The organism is Allorhizobium sp. Av2 (assembly GCF_021462805.2).
Taxonomy (GTDB): domain Bacteria; phylum Pseudomonadota; class Alphaproteobacteria; order Rhizobiales; family Rhizobiaceae; genus Allorhizobium; species Allorhizobium vitis_G.
The window spans coordinates 1,434,176-1,449,042 of the sequence record NZ_CP192696.1; the positions used below are offsets into that span (position 1 = coordinate 1,434,176).

The window sequence follows — 14,867 nt, forward strand, 5'->3', positions numbered from 1 at the left end:
GGGTTAGACTTTCGGCTGTTAGGATTATGGAAGGAATCAGATCTTGCCCATGCCTGCCGCCATCAGGTCGTCGCGCAGGATGCGACCAGCGATGATGAAGACGATGAGGGCTGGCAAAAGCAGGATGAAGGAAACGATGGCAGCCAGCGGTAGCTGCATCGAATAGGGGTCGAGATACATGTAAAGCTTGATCGGCAGGGTCTGGACCACAGGCGCGCCGACGATGAAGGATTTGTCGAATTCCTCGAAACTGCCGATGAACGACATCATTCCGCCCGCCAGCAGGCCGGGTACGGCCAGCGGCAGGATGATATGCGCGACAATGCCAACTGTTCCGGCACCCAGCGAGCGGGCCGCATGGATCAATTCGTCAGGAATGGTCTCCAGCGTTGCGGTCATCAGCCGGATCATCAGCGGCAAGGTGCCGACGATCTGGACGATGATGACGCCAGCCACCGAATAGGCAAGGCCCAGCGCCAGGAACACTTGGCCGATGCCGACCGCGACCACCAGGCCGGGAATGATGACCGGCGCGAGAATGAAGATCTCCACCAGCCGTTTCAGCCGGAAGGGAAAGCGGGCCATGGCCCAGGCTGTCGGCAAGGCGATGACAGCCGTTGCGAACGTGACCGTGAAGGCGATGGCGAGGCTGGTGACCATGGCCTGGATCAGGCCTTGATCGCTGAGCACGCTGGCCCAGCGGCTGATCGTATAGACTTGCGGCAGCACATGCGGCGGCTGCCAGCCATCGGCGATGCTCCAGACAAACATCAGGGCAAGCGGCAGGGCGATGGCCAGGGCGAGTGTGGCGAACAGGCCGATGGAAACCAGCAGGCGGTCTTCGGGGCGGAACATGCGGCGTTTTGCTGTGGCAGGGGTATCGAGCTCAAGAACAGCCATCATGCCTTCCCCCGCGTATTGCCAGCACCGATCCGGCTGGTTAGAGCATAATAGGTCAGGAGAACGATGACCGCGAACAGGCTGAGGACCATGCCCATCGCATAGACCTGCTCGAACCGTCCCTGTTTGAACTCCTGAACCATTAGGACAGAGAGTGGTCGCGCCGTCGGCGGGCCGACGATATCAGGAATGGCATAGGAGCCCATCGAGCCGATGAAGGTCAGGAGAATGGCGGCGGTAATGCCCGGCATGGCAAGCGGCACGTCCACAGCCAGGAATGTCCGAAGCCGGGATGCACCAAGCGTGCGGGCCGCAAAGCGGATATCCTCGGGAATGGCGGCAAAGGCGCTGGTGATGATCAGCGTCATGAACGGGATCTGCTTCCAGGAACTGGCCATGATAACGCCAGCACCCCAATCGTCGCGGACCATTTTCGGCAGCGTAAAGCCCAGCGGTGCCAGCAGGCGGTCGAAAAAGCCGCCACGCTCGAAGACGACGATGATCATCAGCCCGACAATGATGCTCGGAACGGCCATCGGCAGCTTGTAAAACCCGCCGAACAGCTTGCGCCCAAGAAAACTTTTGCGCAGCAGAAGCGCCAGCGGCACAGACAGCGCCAGCGAGACGAAAACCGGCATGACACCGTAATAGATTGATGTGGACAAGCCGCGCAGCATGGAGGGCCGGGTGAAGATCCGCTGATACCAACTCAGTGTAAAGCTTCCATCTTCCAGCCGGAAGCTGCCGACCAGCGCCGACAGCAGCGGCAGACCGAAGAAGAACAGCAGGTAGCCGACACCCGGCAGAAGCAATAGCAGGAGTTGGATTGAGCGGCGGCGAAGCAGCAATGGCATCAGGCGGCCTCCATCACCGGCTGGTCTTCGAGCAGATGCACGGCATCGTGGAAAGTCAGCGAGACCCGGCTGCCGGCTTCTATCGGTGTGCCGCCACCCGACTGGCTGATCTTGATCCCGACAGCACCGATATCGGCGGTGTAGAGGATATTGGCACCCATGAATGAAACAGAGGTGACGGTTGCCGATCCGCTCTCGTCGCGCTCGATGCCGATATTTTCCGGGCGGACCGAAATCTGCATTGAGCCTAAAGCGGGACGGTCCAGCATCACGTTTTGGCCCCAGGGCAGCAATGCATCCATGCCGGACGCCTTGACGGAGAGAAGATTGGTCTGGCCGAGGAAGCTGGCGGTAAAGGCCGCTTTCGGCGCCCGGTACAGCTCAAGCGGCGTGCCGATTTCGACAACCTGACCGCCATTCATCACCACGATCCGGTCGGACATCGCCATGGCCTCGGCCTGGTCGTGGGTGACGTAAAGGCTTGTCGCGCCGATACGGCGATGCAGCTCGACCAGCTCGTGGCGAAGGCTGTCACGCAGCTTGGCATCGAGATTGGAGAGCGGTTCGTCAAACAGCAAAAGACTTGGCTGCATGACGATGGCGCGGGCCAAAGCTACCCGCTGCTGCTGGCCGCCGGACAATTGCCGGGGCATGCGATCCACCAGGGCGCTGAGATTGCAGATCTCCAGCACATGGGCGATGCGCCGCGCCCGCTCGTCTTTCGGCACATTCTTCATCTTTAGGCCGAAGCCGAGGTTTTTGGCGACCGACATATGCGGAAACAGCGCATAGGATTGGAACACCATGGCGATATCGCGCGCTTCGGGGGAAAGCCCATCAATCCGCTTGCCAGCCAGCCGGATTTCGCCGCCGGACGCCTCGCTGATCCCCATCAAGATGCGCAGCAGCGTCGATTTTCCGCAGCCGGAGGGACCGAGAATGGTGACGAATTCGCCCTTTTCGACGGCAAGCGAAACCGGGTGGAGGACGCGGGCTGACCCGAAATCCTTGGTGATATTGTTGATGTCGAGCTCGCTCATGTCTTTGCCCCTGTTCGTCGTGTATCAGCCTTTTCCAGCATTACTGGTTCAGGACTTTTTCATCGAGCGCTTCGGCAAGGGCGGTCGACATGTCCCAGAAGGCAGGCACCGACAGACGAGGGTAGACACTTTTCGGCAGGACATGATCCTGTAGAGCAGCCGGGATCAGATCGTTGGTAATATCGGTGCGCGGCGAGCGCGATGCCTTGGTTTCCAGCTTGAAGGTCTGAAACTCCTTGCTCATGGCCATATCGATCAGCAGCAGGGCAGCGGCGACATGCTTGGCATTGGCGGGGACGAACATCGCGTCGCCAGAGCCGACCTGTCCCTTCTCCAGCAGTGTCAGGCGGAAGGTTTCGGGCAATTGCTTGTTGCCGAGAAAGCTCATGACCTGATCTTCCCAGACCGTTCCCATATAGAGCTGCTGGTTGTTGATCAGGTTCAGCGTATCGGCATTGCCATTGGTCAGTTCCGCGGCCTTCAGCAGGCGGCGATAATAGTCCCAGACAGGTGTCAGGCATTCGGACGACATCGCCCAGTCTTCGGCCTGCTGGAGTGTTTGGTTGTAATCGGTCAGTGTCTTGCGGCAATCGCCGGTCAGGTAATTGAGCGCGACGGAATAGATGAAGCCACTGCCCGAACCGCCCTTGGCTGGTAAGGTGACGCCCAGACGCTTGGGATGGCTTTCCGCCCAGGCCAGCAATTCGTCGAAACTCTTGGGAACCTCATTCGGTTTGACGAAGGCACTGTCATAGCCGATTGCCGTCTGGTTGAGATGCACGAGCGGGAAAGTGCCGCCATGGGCTTTACCAAACACGGTCTCGGCCAGAACGGGGTCGTAGGTCGCCATGTTCGGAAGAATTTTCGTCAGTGGAATCTTACCGATTACCCCTTTGGCCGAGAGCAGCGGATAGCCGCCGCCGCCTGCGAAATAGGCATCGACGGGCGTATCCTGTCCTGAAGCTTGGACAGCAATTAGCTGCTGGTTGGCCTGATCGCCGTTGACGTCGCTATAGACGACCTTGATGCCGTATTTGGCGGTGAAAGTGTCGGTCAGGTTTTTCCAGGTGTCTGCGAAGCTGCCAGCAAAATTATACATGGTCACCGTTCCCTCGGCTTTGGCAGCGGGAACGACGATGTCGTAGAAATTCTCCCTGGTGACCTTGGAGAGATCGAAATCAAGATTTTTCATATTGGTTTCGGCGCTCAAACACGGAGCGACGGAAGCGGCGAGCGTCAGGGCCGCGATGGCCAGGAATTTCATCTGCATTGGGGTCTCCATCAGAGCTGGATCAATTGCAGGCGTAATAATACACTTTGAGTGTAATATTTGTGACAGGCCGGAAATTTATGCTCGCAGTCGAGTTGCGATTGCCTGACCGCGAGACGCCGGATAGATGTTCAACCATGACGACCCAAGCCAAACAGCCCTCTCGCTTTGACAGAAACCCGCTTGCCAGCGAGAACGAACGTCTGATTTTGGACATCGTCCGCCGCCACGGACCAATTGCCCGATCAGGCATCACCGCCCATACCAACCTGACCCAGCAATCGGTGCATCGGTTGATCGAGGGGCTGATCGAGCGCGGTTTGCTGCGCACCGGCGCGCCGCTGAAGGGCGCACGCGGCCAGCCAAGCCCGACTATCGAGCTTGCGGTGGAATCCGTGGCGTCGCTGGGCATATCGATCAACACCGATTCGGCGATCATCTGCCTTGCTGATTTCAGCTGCGGCGTGATTGCCCAGAAGAAACTCAATCTCCTGCCGCTCAGTCGCGAGGCAACCCTTGTTGCCTTGTCACGGACGCTGGATGAAATGCTTGAGGCTCATAATCTGCCGCGCGAGCGGCTGCTGGGGCTGGGATTTGCCATGTCGGGCTTTTCTGTTGCCGATGACCGGATATTCAATGCGCCGGAGCCCTTGCAGGACTGGTCGCTGACGGATCTTCGCCCGATCCTGGAGCAGACGTTTCAGCTTCCCGTCTGGCAGGAGAACAACGCGACCACGGGCGCTATCGGCGAAAGCTTGCAAGGTGTGGGGCGATGGTGCCAGACCTTTGCCTATCTGTCGTTCAACTATGGCTTCGGTGGCGGGCTGATCCTCAACGGCCAGCCGTTCTACGGATTCCATGGCAATGCCGCCGAATTATCCGGGATTTACGACCCGACCGAGGCACCTCGACGTCCAGCATTGCAATATTTGCTTCGGAGCCTTCAAGACCACGGCATCGAGATTGATTCCGTCGATACTCTTTACCGGACATTCGACCCAGACTGGCCAGGCGTGGAGGCGTGGCTAGAGGCAACCATGCCACAGGTCGAACGGCTGGTTGCGGTTTTGATCGCTGTGATAGATCCGCAGACCATCGTTTTCGGCGGTCAATTGCCGCCAGCGCTGGGCGCGATGATGATCGAAAGATGCCCGATGCCCTCGCAGCGGGTTCATCGTTACGGCGTCGGGCCAAAGGAGGCCCGACTGGTGCTCAGCGAAGTGAAGGGAGATGCCGCAGTGATCGGTGCGGCGCTTCTGCCACTCAAGATGCGGTATTTTATTTAAACCAAAGCAGGTTCAAGCCTCCGCAAATTGCGGCGCTGCCCAGTTGGGGAATGGGTCGCGCATATCGCGCCAGACGCCGGGCGTGAAGCGATCCGCAGGCACCAGACAGGCGTCCAGCCGAGCGCGGATTTCGGCCTCATCCATGGGATCTGCGCCGATGAAGACAAGTTCCTGGCGTCGATCACCCCAGATCGGGTCGAGATACGGCTTCATGGCCTTGAGGAAACCCTTGTCCTGCGGCCATTGCTGCTTGGGTACGGAGGACCACCACAGGCCCATGCGCCCGGTGCGCACCAGCGGTCCGGCCTGGCTCAACTCTCCGACATGATGGGGCCGGGTTGCCAGCCAGAAAAACCCCTTGGCGCGGATCACGCCCGGCCAGTCGCTATCGATGAATTCCTGGAATTTCAGCGGATCGAACGGGCGGCGGGCGCGGTAGACAAAGCTTCGAATGCCATATTCTTCCGTTTCAGGCACATGGTCCTTGAAGCCGTGTAATTCCTTGAACCACAGCGGGTGGGTTTCCGCCCGGCCAAGATCGAACCGTCCGGTACCCAGCACGTCCTTCGGTTCGATCTGACCGAAATCAGTCTCGATAATCCGCGCATCCGGGTTAAGGCCGACAATGATCTTGCGGGCTGCATCCATCCGGGCAGGGCCGGCAGTTTCGGCCTTGTTGAGCACCACGACATCGGCAAACTCGATCTGCTCGACCAGAAGGTCAACGAGCGTGCGGTTATCGTCTTCACCTGCTGTTTCGCCCCGGTCGGAGAGGAAATCGCTGGAGCTGTAATCGCGCAACAGGTTGGCGGCATCGACCACCGTAACCATCGTATCCAGCCGGGCGATGTCGGAGAGGCTGTTGCCGTCTTCGTCACGAAACTCGAATGTGCTGGCAATCGGCAGCGGTTCGGCAATGCCGGTCGCCTCGATCAGCAGATAGTCGAACCGTCCGGAATCAGCCAGTTGCCGCACTTCCGTCAGCAGGTCTTCGCGCAGTGTGCAGCAGATGCAGCCATTGCTCATTTCCACCAATTGCTCGTCGGTGCGCGATAGATTGGCACCGCCATCACGCACCAGGGCGGCATCGATATTCACCTCGCTCATGTCATTGACGATGACCGCGACCTTCAGCCCGGCCCGGTTGCCAAGAATATGATTAAGAACCGTGGTTTTACCGGCACCGAGAAAGCCGGACAGCACGGTCACGGGAAGCTTGTTGTCCATCTTCAACTCCTTAATGTAATAACATTACATTGATGATTCTGAAAAAGGCGAGCAGAGGCGCTCGCCTTTTGGTTGTTGCGTCTGTCAGCCCTTCAGGCAGGTGGTCATGGCGGTTGCGAGATCCGTCATCAGGGCGGGATAGAGGTCAGGGCCATCAGCTATTCCCGTGCCAAGCGGGTCGAGCGTGCCGGTACGGGCATTGCTGCCTTCAGACACCACCTTGATCAGTTTCGGCGCAAATTGCGGCTCGGCAAAAATGCAAGCCGCGTCCAGCGATTTGACCTTGGCGTGAATGGCGGCCACACGTTCAGCGCCGGGAGCCTTTTCCGGGCTGACGGTGACGGAGCCGGCAACCGTCACATGGTAGCGGTGCTCGAAATATTGATAGGCGTCATGGAAGACGATGAAAGGCTTGTCCTTGACCGGGGCCAGCATGGTGGCAATCTGCTTGTCCATGGCATCGACCTGCGCCTGGAACTGAACAAGATTTTCGGCATAAAGCGGAGCATTGGCCTTGTCTGCGGTGCTCAAGGCTTCGGCTATGGTTACGGCCATCGCCTTGGCATTGTCAGGATCGAGCCAGATATGCATGTCATTGGCGCCATGCTCGTCTTCATGGTCATGCCCGTGGCCTTTATCGTGGTCATGTCCATGCCCGGCTTCGTGCGCATCGCCATCGTCATGGGCCTCGAAAGGTCCACCCTCGCGCAGGGGCAGCAGTTCCACGCCCTTGGCTTCGGCCAGCGCCACCACTTTGGCCTTGCCCGCCAGCGCATCCAACGGCTTGTCGAGAAAGGTTTCCAACCCCGGCCCAACCCAGAATATCAGATCGGCCTGTTGCAGTGCTTTGGCCTTGGAGGGCTTCAGGCTATAATCATGCGGGGAACCGGCACCTTCGACCAGAAGATGCGGCGTGCCAGCTCCTTTCATGATCGCGGCGACGATGGAATTGACCGGCTTGATCGAAGCAACCACATCAGGGGCTGCGACGGCCATGCCGGGCGCGAGCAGAAGCATGGGGATAAGGCTGAGCAGGGGCATTGTCTTCACAGGCAAGGCGGTCTCCAATTTATATATGCGAAAGCAAGGACAGTTCCTTGTATGGGATATGTAATGTTATTACATTGATTGCGTAACGCTATAACGTGTGTCATAGCCGGTTGCAACACTCAATCTGTGGAGTTTCGGTATCCGTGTTGAAGGTGCTGGGTGAAAAGCCATTGGTGACATTGCGCAATGCCGGCATCAGGCGCGGCGGGCGCTGGCTGGTGCGCGGTGTCGAGCTTTCGATCCGCAAAGGCGAGCTTGTCACTCTGATCGGCCCAAACGGATCGGGCAAATCGACTACAGCGAAAATGGCGCTTGGCGTGTTGAAGCCCGACGAGGGTGAGGTGGTGCGTGAGCGGGCGTTTACGGTTGGTTATGTGCCGCAAAAACTGAGCATCGACTGGACCATGCCGCTCACAGTTGACCGGCTGATGACCCTGACCGTCAAGCTTTCGAGGGCGGAAATCGAGGCTGCTTTGGATTCTGTTGGCATTTCCCATCTGCTGCGCGCCGAAGTTCAGCATTTGTCCGGTGGCGAGTTTCAGCGGGCGCTTCTGGCCCGCGCTCTGGCCCGCAAGCCGGACCTGCTGGTGCTGGATGAGCCGGTGCAGGGTGTGGATTTTGCCGGTGAAATCGCCCTTTACGAATTGATCGCCGATATCAGGCGCAAGACCGGTTGCGGCGTGCTGTTGATTTCACACGATCTGCATATGGTGATGGCCGAGACTGATATTGTCGTGTGCCTGAATGGCCATGTGTGCTGCCGTGGCACACCGGATGTCGTCAGCCAAAGCCCGGAATATCAGCGGCTGTTCGGGGCTGCTGCGGCGCGCACGCTTGCCGTCTACAATCATCGCCATGATCATACGCACCTGCCGGATGGCCGGGTCCAGCATCTGGACGGGTCGGTGACCGATCACTGCCATCCTGATGACGGCCATCACCATGGCCGGGGTGAAGAGGGCCATCATCACCATCATCACGATGATGCGCTTGAGATCGAAGAGAACCATCACGATCATCATCAACACGGCGAGGGGCCATCGGTGACTTCGGGAAGGGGTGACCGTCATGATGGATGATTTCTTCGTTCGGGCTCTGCTGGCAGGAGTCGGGCTGGCGCTCACGGTTGGGCCGCTTGGCTGCTTCGTGATCTGGCGGCGCATGGCTTATTTCGGCGATACGATGGCACATTCCTCGTTGCTCGGCGTGGCGCTGTCGCTGCTGTTTTCCGTCAATCTGACGCTCAGCGTGTTTCTGGTCGCGGCAATTGTCTCGCTGCTGCTGTTGCTGTTGCAGAACCGGCGCGGGCTTTCAGCCGATGCGCTGTTGGGTATTCTCAGTCACGCGACGCTAGCGATTGGCCTTGTCTTGGTGGCCTTCATGACCTGGGTGCGGGTCGATCTGATGGCTTATCTGTTCGGGGATATTCTGGCCGTGACGCCGCAGGATATCGCCACCGTCTGGATTGGCGGGCTTGGCGTCATCCTTTGCCTTTGCCTGTTGTGGCGACCCTTGCTGGCGGCCACCGTCAACGAGGATGTGGCCGAGGCGGAAGGCTTGAAACCAGCGCGAGCCAGACTGATCTTCATGCTGCTGATGGCCGTGGTGATTGCTATCGCCATGAAAGTCGTCGGTATTCTGTTGATTACGGCGTTGCTGATCATTCCGGCTGCAACCGCCCGGCGGTTTTCCATGACACCGGAAATCATGGCGGTTCTGGCGTCGGTCATCGGCGCGGTTGCCGTGGTTGGCGGCCTGTTCGGGTCACTGACCTATGATACGCCCTCTGGCCCCTCTATCGTGGTGGCCGCACTTGTCCTGTTTATTCTCAGCTTGCTGCCGATACGCCGTTTTTCAACGGCTGCCGTGAAGAAAGGATGATCGTCCGATGTCCACACCGCAATTGACCCGCAATCAGAGCCTGGTGTTTCAGGCGCTCGAAAAGGCAGATGGCCCGCTTTCGGCCTATACGATCCTTGACAAGCTGCGCGACAGCGGCTTTCGCGCCCCGCTACAGGTTTACCGGGCGCTGGAAAAGCTACTGGAATTCGGCCTTGTCCATCGGCTGGAAAGCCTCAATGCTTTCGTTGTCTGCTCCCACCTCCAGCATGATTGCTGCGACCATGGAACTGTGGCCTTCGCAATCTGTAGCAAATGCGGGCAGGTCAAGGAGTTTCACGATCACTCCATCGACCATCGACTGGGCGATTGGTCGAAGGGCCAGGGTTTCAAGGCCGAGAAAACCACAATCGAAATTCGCGGCATCTGCGCGGAGTGCCTCGTCTGAAATTACTGTTTCAGAGCGGTTTCAGTTCCCTAGCAAACCGTTGCCAATTGGCGATGTAGTTTTGCGCGGAGCGCTTCAGGCCTTCCACGGCCTTGTCATCGAGAGTGCGTATCGCGCGGGCCGGTGAGCCGACAATCAGGGAGTTATCGGGAAATTCCTTGCCCTCGGTAATCAGCGCATTGGCGCCGATAAGGCAGTTATTGCCGATCCTGGTGCCGTTCAGAACCGTAGCGCCCATGCCCACCAGCGTATTGTTGCCCAGAATGCAGCCGTGAATGATGGCATTGTGGCCGATCGTGCAGCCTTGGCCGATGGTTGCCGGAAAGCCCATATCGGTGTGAATGGTTACGTTTTCCTGCACATTGGAACCTGCGCCGATGGTGATTGGCTCATTATCGCCCCGCAGCACCGCACCGAACCAGATGCCGACATCCTCGCCGATGATTACATTGCCGATGACCTGCGCATTGGGCGCGATCCAGTAATGGTCGGCGGCAGGCAGGTGCGGTTTCAGATCCCCAAGGGCGTAAAGTGGCATGATGGCAGGTCCTTTTATCGATTTGCCATCGATCTTTCGGGATAAGCCTCAGAAAAGCAAGGGCTTTGAACCCGGTTGGGCCGGGCGCGTATGTCCGGCCCCTTTCACTGCGGATGTGTCAGCGGATATAAAGCACGAAGCTGCCATCGGATGCTTCGTCAGCGTAAATCACATTCTTGAGCTCGACATTCTGTGACAGCAATTGCCTGCGCAGAACCGGGTTTTCGCGAATGGCGGCCTGGACTTCGCGGGCTTGCGGGCTGGTTGGCGTCAAGGACCCGAGAAAGTCCTGAAATGTGTCATGCTTTTCGATCTCATCCGGCGTGCTAATCATGAAGCGGGGATGGTGATCTGTTGCCAGCGCCCTGTCAGCAGCAGACATGGCTGCATGGCTGATGCCAGTCATGGCGGCGGTTGCGAGAACGGCGGCAAGAGAAATTTTGGCAATGCGAGACTTGGGAATGCGAGAGTTTGCAATGCAAGACATGGGTTCACTCCTCCAGGAACAAAACCGGCGAGAAAAACTTGTTAGCCGGTGAAGGAGATCCTCGCGCTTAATCCGATCAAATCCAATTCACCAGCGAGTGAGATTGGATTAATTCTTGGTCATGTTCGCCGAGGCAGCGGACATGTGACCTGCTCAAACTTGCTCGTTCGGGGCCTATGGTTTTACCGCAGCCGTAGCTTTACCGGTACCCGACGGGAATGCGGGTGCAGATGCAGGTGAATACTTGCTTCCGGCTGAGAATAGCGCCAGGCACGCGCGCCGTGGCAGAGGAGCAGGTTCATCAGATCCCGCGTCTTGGCCCGCGGCTTGTTGATGCCATCGGCCAGCCTTATCGCCGCTTCATGCAGCGGGTTGAGGCCGGCGCGCGGGTTGAAGCGAAATGCCGGATCACTGCCAACTGCGTGTTCGGCTGCCTGGTCCACGACCTGGCCGGTGTTCAGGTGGTTTTCATTGCTTGCCATGATTACATCCTCGTACGCATTACATTTCGAGGTGAACTGACCGGACCTTGCGCAAACACCTGCGCAGGCCACGGTAAGACAGAGTGACTACTGCATTGCGGCCCAGCAGCTGACGCCTGCCTTTTTCAAGCGATTGCAGGCATTGATCGCAGATTTCTGATCATCGAAGCCGACGAACCGGGCACGATAGACCTGGGATGCTCCTTCGCCATAGGCCATGGCGAAAGGTCGCGCACCCTTGAGTGAAATACCGCTCTTGGCACGGGCGCTTTTCAGCAGGTCCATCGCCGCTTCCTGGCTACCCGAAACACCGATCTGGACGGTCCAGCCAGAAGGTGCCGCAGCTGGGGCCTGGGTGGAGAACGTGACTGTATGGTCGACATCGGCTGGCGGCTTGGGTCCAGATGACTTGGAATGGCGCGATGCACTTTTGCGGGTCTGCGGCATAGGAGCCGCTTCTGTTTCCAGGGCCTGGCTTGCCTCCGCTTGCTTCGCAAGAGCGGCAACCGCATCATTGGCGCCTCCGCCACCGGCATAAGCTGTTTCGCTCAGGCTTCCCGTGTCATAGCGTCCGCCGGGCACGGGTACGCCGGATTGAGGCAATTGCGGTGCAACGGCGGTTTCGCGGGCAACAGGTGCCATCGGCTCAGGTACGGTGCTTTGGCGGGCAATAAGCGGGCTTGCGCCACCACGACGGGATGCTTCCGGCAGATAGGTTGCCATCAGTTTGCGCATCTGGTTGTCGCGTGCGGCGCCGGAGGCACCACCCAACACCACGCCAACCACGGATTTGCCGTCGATCTGCAAGGAGGTGACGAGGTTGAAGCCGGAGGCATTGGTAAAGCCGGTCTTGATGCCGTCGACGCCGCGCACCGAACCGATGAGGCGATTGTGATTGCCGATCACCTGGCGGCCATAGGTAAAGCTGCGGGTGGAAAAGTAAGCGTAATATTGCGGAAAATGCTGTCTTAGCGCCATGCCCAGCCGCGCTTGGTCGCGGGCCGTGGTCATCTGGCCGGAGTTTGGCAGGCCATTCGCATTGCGATAGGTGGTGCGGGACATGCCAAGTGCGCGCGCCTTGGATGTCATCATCTGGGCAAACCGTGCCTCGGAGCCGCCGAGATATTCGCCGAACGCTGTTGCCGCGTCATTGGCGGAGCGGGTGACGAGGGCCTGTATGCCTTGCTCTACGGTAAAGCTGCCGCCGGGCCTCAGGCCAAGCTTGGATGGCGGTTCGGAGGCAGCATGGGCTGACACGGGAACAGAGGAGTTCAACCGGATCCGGCCTTTTTCCAGCGCTTCGAAAACCAGATACAGGGTCATCATCTTGGTGAGCGATGCGGGATAGCGCAGGCTGTCAGCGTCGGTGGCGCGCAAAACCTTGCCGTTATTCACATCCACGACGATGTCGGCATAGCGCGATGCAGCAGCGGCCTCAGAAGCCGGAGCCACCAACGTGGCGCAGACCAGAGCCACGGTGAGAGAGACACGCATGACAGGCCGAACAATCATGTTTCGACCAAGGAGGCTAGCAACTCGCATATTCACCACTGCACTCTTTCCTGAATTCCAGCCCTGATCACGCATAGGGTCGGGGCGACATGCCCGATCTGGTGCTATGCGTATAAATTCCTGCTTTGGCCGCCCCCCAGCGACATATTTCCTGACGCTAACACCACAGCGTTACCAAGTGGTTTATGATGAACAACAGGTTGCCGGTCGCGGCTGCATTTTTCTAAAATTTTGCCGATTTCCATTAAAAATCTGGACCAAGCTCTGATCTACTCACTCGACACCGTGAGGCGGGAGGCGACGAATGCTTCGACAGCGGTATCGATTTGCCGCCAGTCTGCCAATTTCTGGCGCGAAAACCGGTAAAGTACGCTGAGATCGTGACCGGCGTTGAGATCGCGCTGGCAGGTATCGACGGCTGGTCCGTCCTGTTGCAGCCCGGCTTGATCGGGTGAAAGGCAACGGATGGCGAAGTCCGGGCGACCCGGTCGTGGCGCAGTATAGAGAATTTCACCGTCATAGCCGCTGCCTGCCCGAAAGCGGTGGCCGGTCAGGCCAAAGGGGCCTGGCTGAGGCGCTCCTTCGAACAGTTGCTTGTAGATAGGCTCAATCCGGCCGGACATGTCGCGTGACATGGTGCTCTGTGAAATCTGAAGGAAGATCAACTCGTTCGATTGGCTGACATCATCGAACCGCAGCCGGTCTGCCTGGCTATAGCCGCGCATTTCCGGCCAAGTCAGGGCCAGATCCACGCGGGCGAGAGCGCCATCGTGGCGCTGGCGTTGGAACCTTATGGTGTTGTCTTCAATGCGCAGATGATCAAGGCCAATGGTGATCGCTCGCGGTGTCGTGCTCTCGCTGCGCCGATCACTTGTCAGCGCGCGGCCAATCCAGTCGCTGCCCAGAAACAGCGCCAGGGAAAAGACGATGAGAAGGCCGAGAACCGCAAAACAAATCGTCAGCACTCTGGTGGAGATCAGGGGCTTTTCCATGGTGATCGCGGGTGACTTGACGGCATGGTCCATGCTTCGGCTGGCCTTCTCTTGGCTGCGCAACCCTTCCACGGCATCATGGGTGAGGCACTGGCCGACAACCTGAAGAAACCGGAACCTGAGTCGCGCATAGAAGCATGGGCAGCGCATGGTTAATGGCGCGTTAAGGGCGCAGTTCTGTATGTCTGCAATATCCAAAAAAGTGAGCCGGTTCCGTGGCAGCGGAACCGGCTCTTGGCCTTGGTCGGACGGAGATGCGGGGACGACCGGGCCAATATCTGCCAGATGTCGTGGATGCGGTCGCGTCCTCGCTTTGGCGGTCAGTTTTTCGGAAGGGCGGCAACCGTTGCAGCACGACCATCCTGGATCTTCATCCATTGCCCCGGATTGTCGGAGGACTGGCGTTTCAGGAACGTATATTCCGTATCCGACCACAGCAGCACCTTGTTGCGCATGTTGTCGAGGATGAAATCACCCCGATCTGTGCGGACGGTCAGCACGGCATGGCCGTCGCCATTGGGTTGAAGTACCACGGTTATCAGCAGGTTGGATTCAGCTACACCTTTGGCAATCAACTGACGGCGCTTGAGCAGCGCGTAATCTTCGCAATCGCCCGCAATGGTTGGGTATTCCCACCATTCCTCGACACCGTAAAGCTCCATATCGGTTTCTGGCTTGATGGTGGTGTTGACGGTGTAGTTTACCTCAAGAATGTCCTGCCAGAGCGCGGGCGTCAGTTGTTGCGGACCTCTATCGCTGCCGGAGGGACGGCATTCGCTGGCATAGCGCTGGCAGAACTCGTAATGGCCGATCGGCTGGCTGGCTCTGCCATTGATTTTCATCGAAGGCTGGCCGGCAAAAGCCGCTTGTGCGCTGGCGAATGCCACGATAGCGGCGATGATGGCGAAACCTGTTGTCGTCTTCTTGTTCGTCATTGGGTGT

At 58.5% G+C, this 14,867-nt stretch carries 16 protein-coding genes; 4 read left to right on the forward strand and 12 right to left on the reverse strand.

What is annotated here, in order from left to right:
- Positions 1-36: 36 nt before the first annotated feature.
- From FS819_RS06930 to FS819_RS06945, 4 genes are read right to left on the reverse strand one after another with little or no spacing between them, the layout of a single operon-like run.
- The gene (locus FS819_RS06930) at positions 37-903 is read right to left on the reverse strand and encodes an ABC transporter permease (RefSeq protein ID WP_197434059.1); all 867 of its coding nucleotides are present in this window, start codon (positions 901-903) and stop codon (positions 37-39) included.
- On the reverse strand, positions 900-1,754 hold the full coding sequence (locus FS819_RS06935) for an ABC transporter permease (RefSeq protein ID WP_156547782.1): 855 nt from the start codon (positions 1,752-1,754) through the stop codon (positions 900-902). Before FS819_RS06935 ends, FS819_RS06930 begins: the two co-directional genes overlap by 4 nt.
- Positions 1,754-2,794, reverse strand: coding sequence for an ABC transporter ATP-binding protein (locus FS819_RS06940; protein ID WP_156547781.1), 1,041 nt, complete (start codon positions 2,792-2,794; stop codon positions 1,754-1,756). The genes FS819_RS06935 and FS819_RS06940 overlap by 1 nt, the downstream gene beginning before the upstream one ends.
- Positions 2,795-2,834: 40 nt before the next feature.
- Entirely contained in the window at positions 2,835-4,064 is a 1,230-nt protein-coding gene (locus FS819_RS06945) for an extracellular solute-binding protein (protein WP_156547780.1), read from the reverse strand.
- Positions 4,065-4,201: 137 nt separating this feature from the next.
- Here FS819_RS06945 and FS819_RS06950 point away from each other — a divergent pair, with 137 nt between their 5' ends.
- Positions 4,202-5,350 (forward strand): ROK family transcriptional regulator, encoded by a 1,149-nt coding sequence (locus FS819_RS06950; RefSeq protein ID WP_156547779.1) that lies wholly within the window; start codon positions 4,202-4,204, stop codon positions 5,348-5,350.
- A gap of 12 nt (positions 5,351-5,362) precedes the next feature.
- On the opposite strand, the gene FS819_RS06955 is transcribed toward FS819_RS06950, so the two are convergent.
- Together FS819_RS06955 and znuA are read right to left on the reverse strand one after the other, a co-directional pair.
- On the reverse strand, positions 5,363-6,577 hold the full coding sequence (locus FS819_RS06955; RefSeq protein ID WP_156547778.1) for a GTP-binding protein: 1,215 nt from the start codon (positions 6,575-6,577) through the stop codon (positions 5,363-5,365).
- Positions 6,578-6,661: 84 nt separating this feature from the next.
- Positions 6,662-7,594 carry a zinc ABC transporter substrate-binding protein ZnuA gene (znuA, locus tag FS819_RS06960; protein ID WP_156547917.1) on the reverse strand — a complete coding sequence of 311 codons (933 nt, stop codon included), beginning with the start codon at positions 7,592-7,594 and terminating at the stop codon, positions 6,662-6,664.
- 176 nt (positions 7,595-7,770) lie between these two features.
- On the opposite strand from znuA, the gene FS819_RS06965 reads away from it, so the two are divergent.
- From FS819_RS06965 to FS819_RS06975, 3 genes are read left to right on the forward strand one after another with little or no spacing between them, the layout of a single operon-like run.
- A complete protein-coding gene (locus FS819_RS06965) occupies positions 7,771-8,706 on the forward strand; it encodes an ATP-binding cassette domain-containing protein (RefSeq protein WP_234624407.1) in 936 nt (311 codons plus the stop codon).
- Entirely contained in the window at positions 8,696-9,508 is an 813-nt protein-coding gene (gene znuB / locus FS819_RS06970; RefSeq protein ID WP_070164670.1) for a zinc ABC transporter permease subunit ZnuB, read from the forward strand. The genes FS819_RS06965 and znuB overlap by 11 nt, the downstream gene beginning before the upstream one ends.
- 7 nt (positions 9,509-9,515) lie before the next feature.
- Complete coding sequence (locus FS819_RS06975; protein WP_070164671.1) at positions 9,516-9,914, forward strand: Fur family transcriptional regulator; 399 nt, start codon at positions 9,516-9,518, stop codon at positions 9,912-9,914.
- A 10-nt stretch (positions 9,915-9,924) separates the two neighbouring features.
- Here FS819_RS06975 and FS819_RS06980 read toward each other — a convergent pair whose 3' ends face one another.
- The 6 genes from FS819_RS06980 to FS819_RS07005 form a co-directional block, all read right to left on the reverse strand.
- Positions 9,925-10,452: a gamma carbonic anhydrase family protein gene (locus tag FS819_RS06980; protein ID WP_156547777.1), complete on the reverse strand. Its 528-nt coding sequence runs from the start codon at positions 10,450-10,452 to the stop codon at positions 9,925-9,927.
- A gap of 118 nt (positions 10,453-10,570) precedes the next feature.
- Complete coding sequence (locus FS819_RS06985; RefSeq protein ID WP_156547776.1) at positions 10,571-10,939, reverse strand: hypothetical protein; 369 nt, start codon at positions 10,937-10,939, stop codon at positions 10,571-10,573.
- 182 nt (positions 10,940-11,121) lie between these two features.
- Complete coding sequence (locus FS819_RS06990; RefSeq protein ID WP_156547775.1) at positions 11,122-11,421, reverse strand: hypothetical protein; 300 nt, start codon at positions 11,419-11,421, stop codon at positions 11,122-11,124.
- A gap of 87 nt (positions 11,422-11,508) precedes the next feature.
- Positions 11,509-12,933, reverse strand: a complete 1,425-nt coding sequence (locus FS819_RS06995; RefSeq protein WP_409050038.1) for a D-alanyl-D-alanine carboxypeptidase — start codon at positions 12,931-12,933, stop codon at positions 11,509-11,511.
- Positions 12,934-13,202: 269 nt separating this feature from the next.
- Positions 13,203-14,075, reverse strand: a complete 873-nt coding sequence (locus FS819_RS07000; RefSeq protein ID WP_322192630.1) for a hypothetical protein — start codon at positions 14,073-14,075, stop codon at positions 13,203-13,205.
- Between the two features lie 170 nt (positions 14,076-14,245).
- The gene (locus tag FS819_RS07005) at positions 14,246-14,860 is read right to left on the reverse strand and encodes a transglutaminase-like cysteine peptidase (RefSeq protein ID WP_197434058.1); all 615 of its coding nucleotides are present in this window, start codon (positions 14,858-14,860) and stop codon (positions 14,246-14,248) included.
- Positions 14,861-14,867 lie beyond the last annotated feature (7 nt).

Bases quoted from the DNA above. Each gene is read 5' to 3' on its own strand.
- FS819_RS06930 (WP_197434059.1), bottom strand. From the start codon at position 903: ATGATGGCTGTTCTTGAGCTCGATACCCCTGCCACAGCAAAACGCCGC.
- FS819_RS06935 (WP_156547782.1), bottom strand. From the start codon at position 1,754: ATGCCATTGCTGCTTCGCCGCCGCTCAATCCAACTCCTGCTATTGCTT.
- FS819_RS06940 (WP_156547781.1), bottom strand. From the start codon at position 2,794: ATGAGCGAGCTCGACATCAACAATATCACCAAGGATTTCGGGTCAGCC.
- FS819_RS06945 (WP_156547780.1), bottom strand. From the start codon at position 4,064: ATGCAGATGAAATTCCTGGCCATCGCGGCCCTGACGCTCGCCGCTTCC.
- FS819_RS06950 (WP_156547779.1), top strand. From the start codon at position 4,202: ATGACGACCCAAGCCAAACAGCCCTCTCGCTTTGACAGAAACCCGCTT.
- FS819_RS06955 (WP_156547778.1), bottom strand. From the start codon at position 6,577: ATGGACAACAAGCTTCCCGTGACCGTGCTGTCCGGCTTTCTCGGTGCC.
- znuA (WP_156547917.1), bottom strand. From the start codon at position 7,594: ATGCTTCTGCTCGCGCCCGGCATGGCCGTCGCAGCCCCTGATGTGGTT.
- znuB (WP_070164670.1), top strand. From the start codon at position 8,696: ATGATGGATGATTTCTTCGTTCGGGCTCTGCTGGCAGGAGTCGGGCTG.
- FS819_RS06975 (WP_070164671.1), top strand. From the start codon at position 9,516: ATGTCCACACCGCAATTGACCCGCAATCAGAGCCTGGTGTTTCAGGCG.
- FS819_RS06980 (WP_156547777.1), bottom strand. From the start codon at position 10,452: ATGCCACTTTACGCCCTTGGGGATCTGAAACCGCACCTGCCTGCCGCC.
- FS819_RS06985 (WP_156547776.1), bottom strand. From the start codon at position 10,939: ATGTCTTGCATTGCAAACTCTCGCATTCCCAAGTCTCGCATTGCCAAA.
- FS819_RS06990 (WP_156547775.1), bottom strand. From the start codon at position 11,421: ATGGCAAGCAATGAAAACCACCTGAACACCGGCCAGGTCGTGGACCAG.
- FS819_RS06995 (WP_409050038.1), bottom strand. From the start codon at position 12,933: ATGATTGTTCGGCCTGTCATGCGTGTCTCTCTCACCGTGGCTCTGGTC.
- FS819_RS07000 (WP_322192630.1), bottom strand. From the start codon at position 14,075: ATGCGCTGCCCATGCTTCTATGCGCGACTCAGGTTCCGGTTTCTTCAG.
- FS819_RS07005 (WP_197434058.1), bottom strand. From the start codon at position 14,860: ATGACGAACAAGAAGACGACAACAGGTTTCGCCATCATCGCCGCTATC.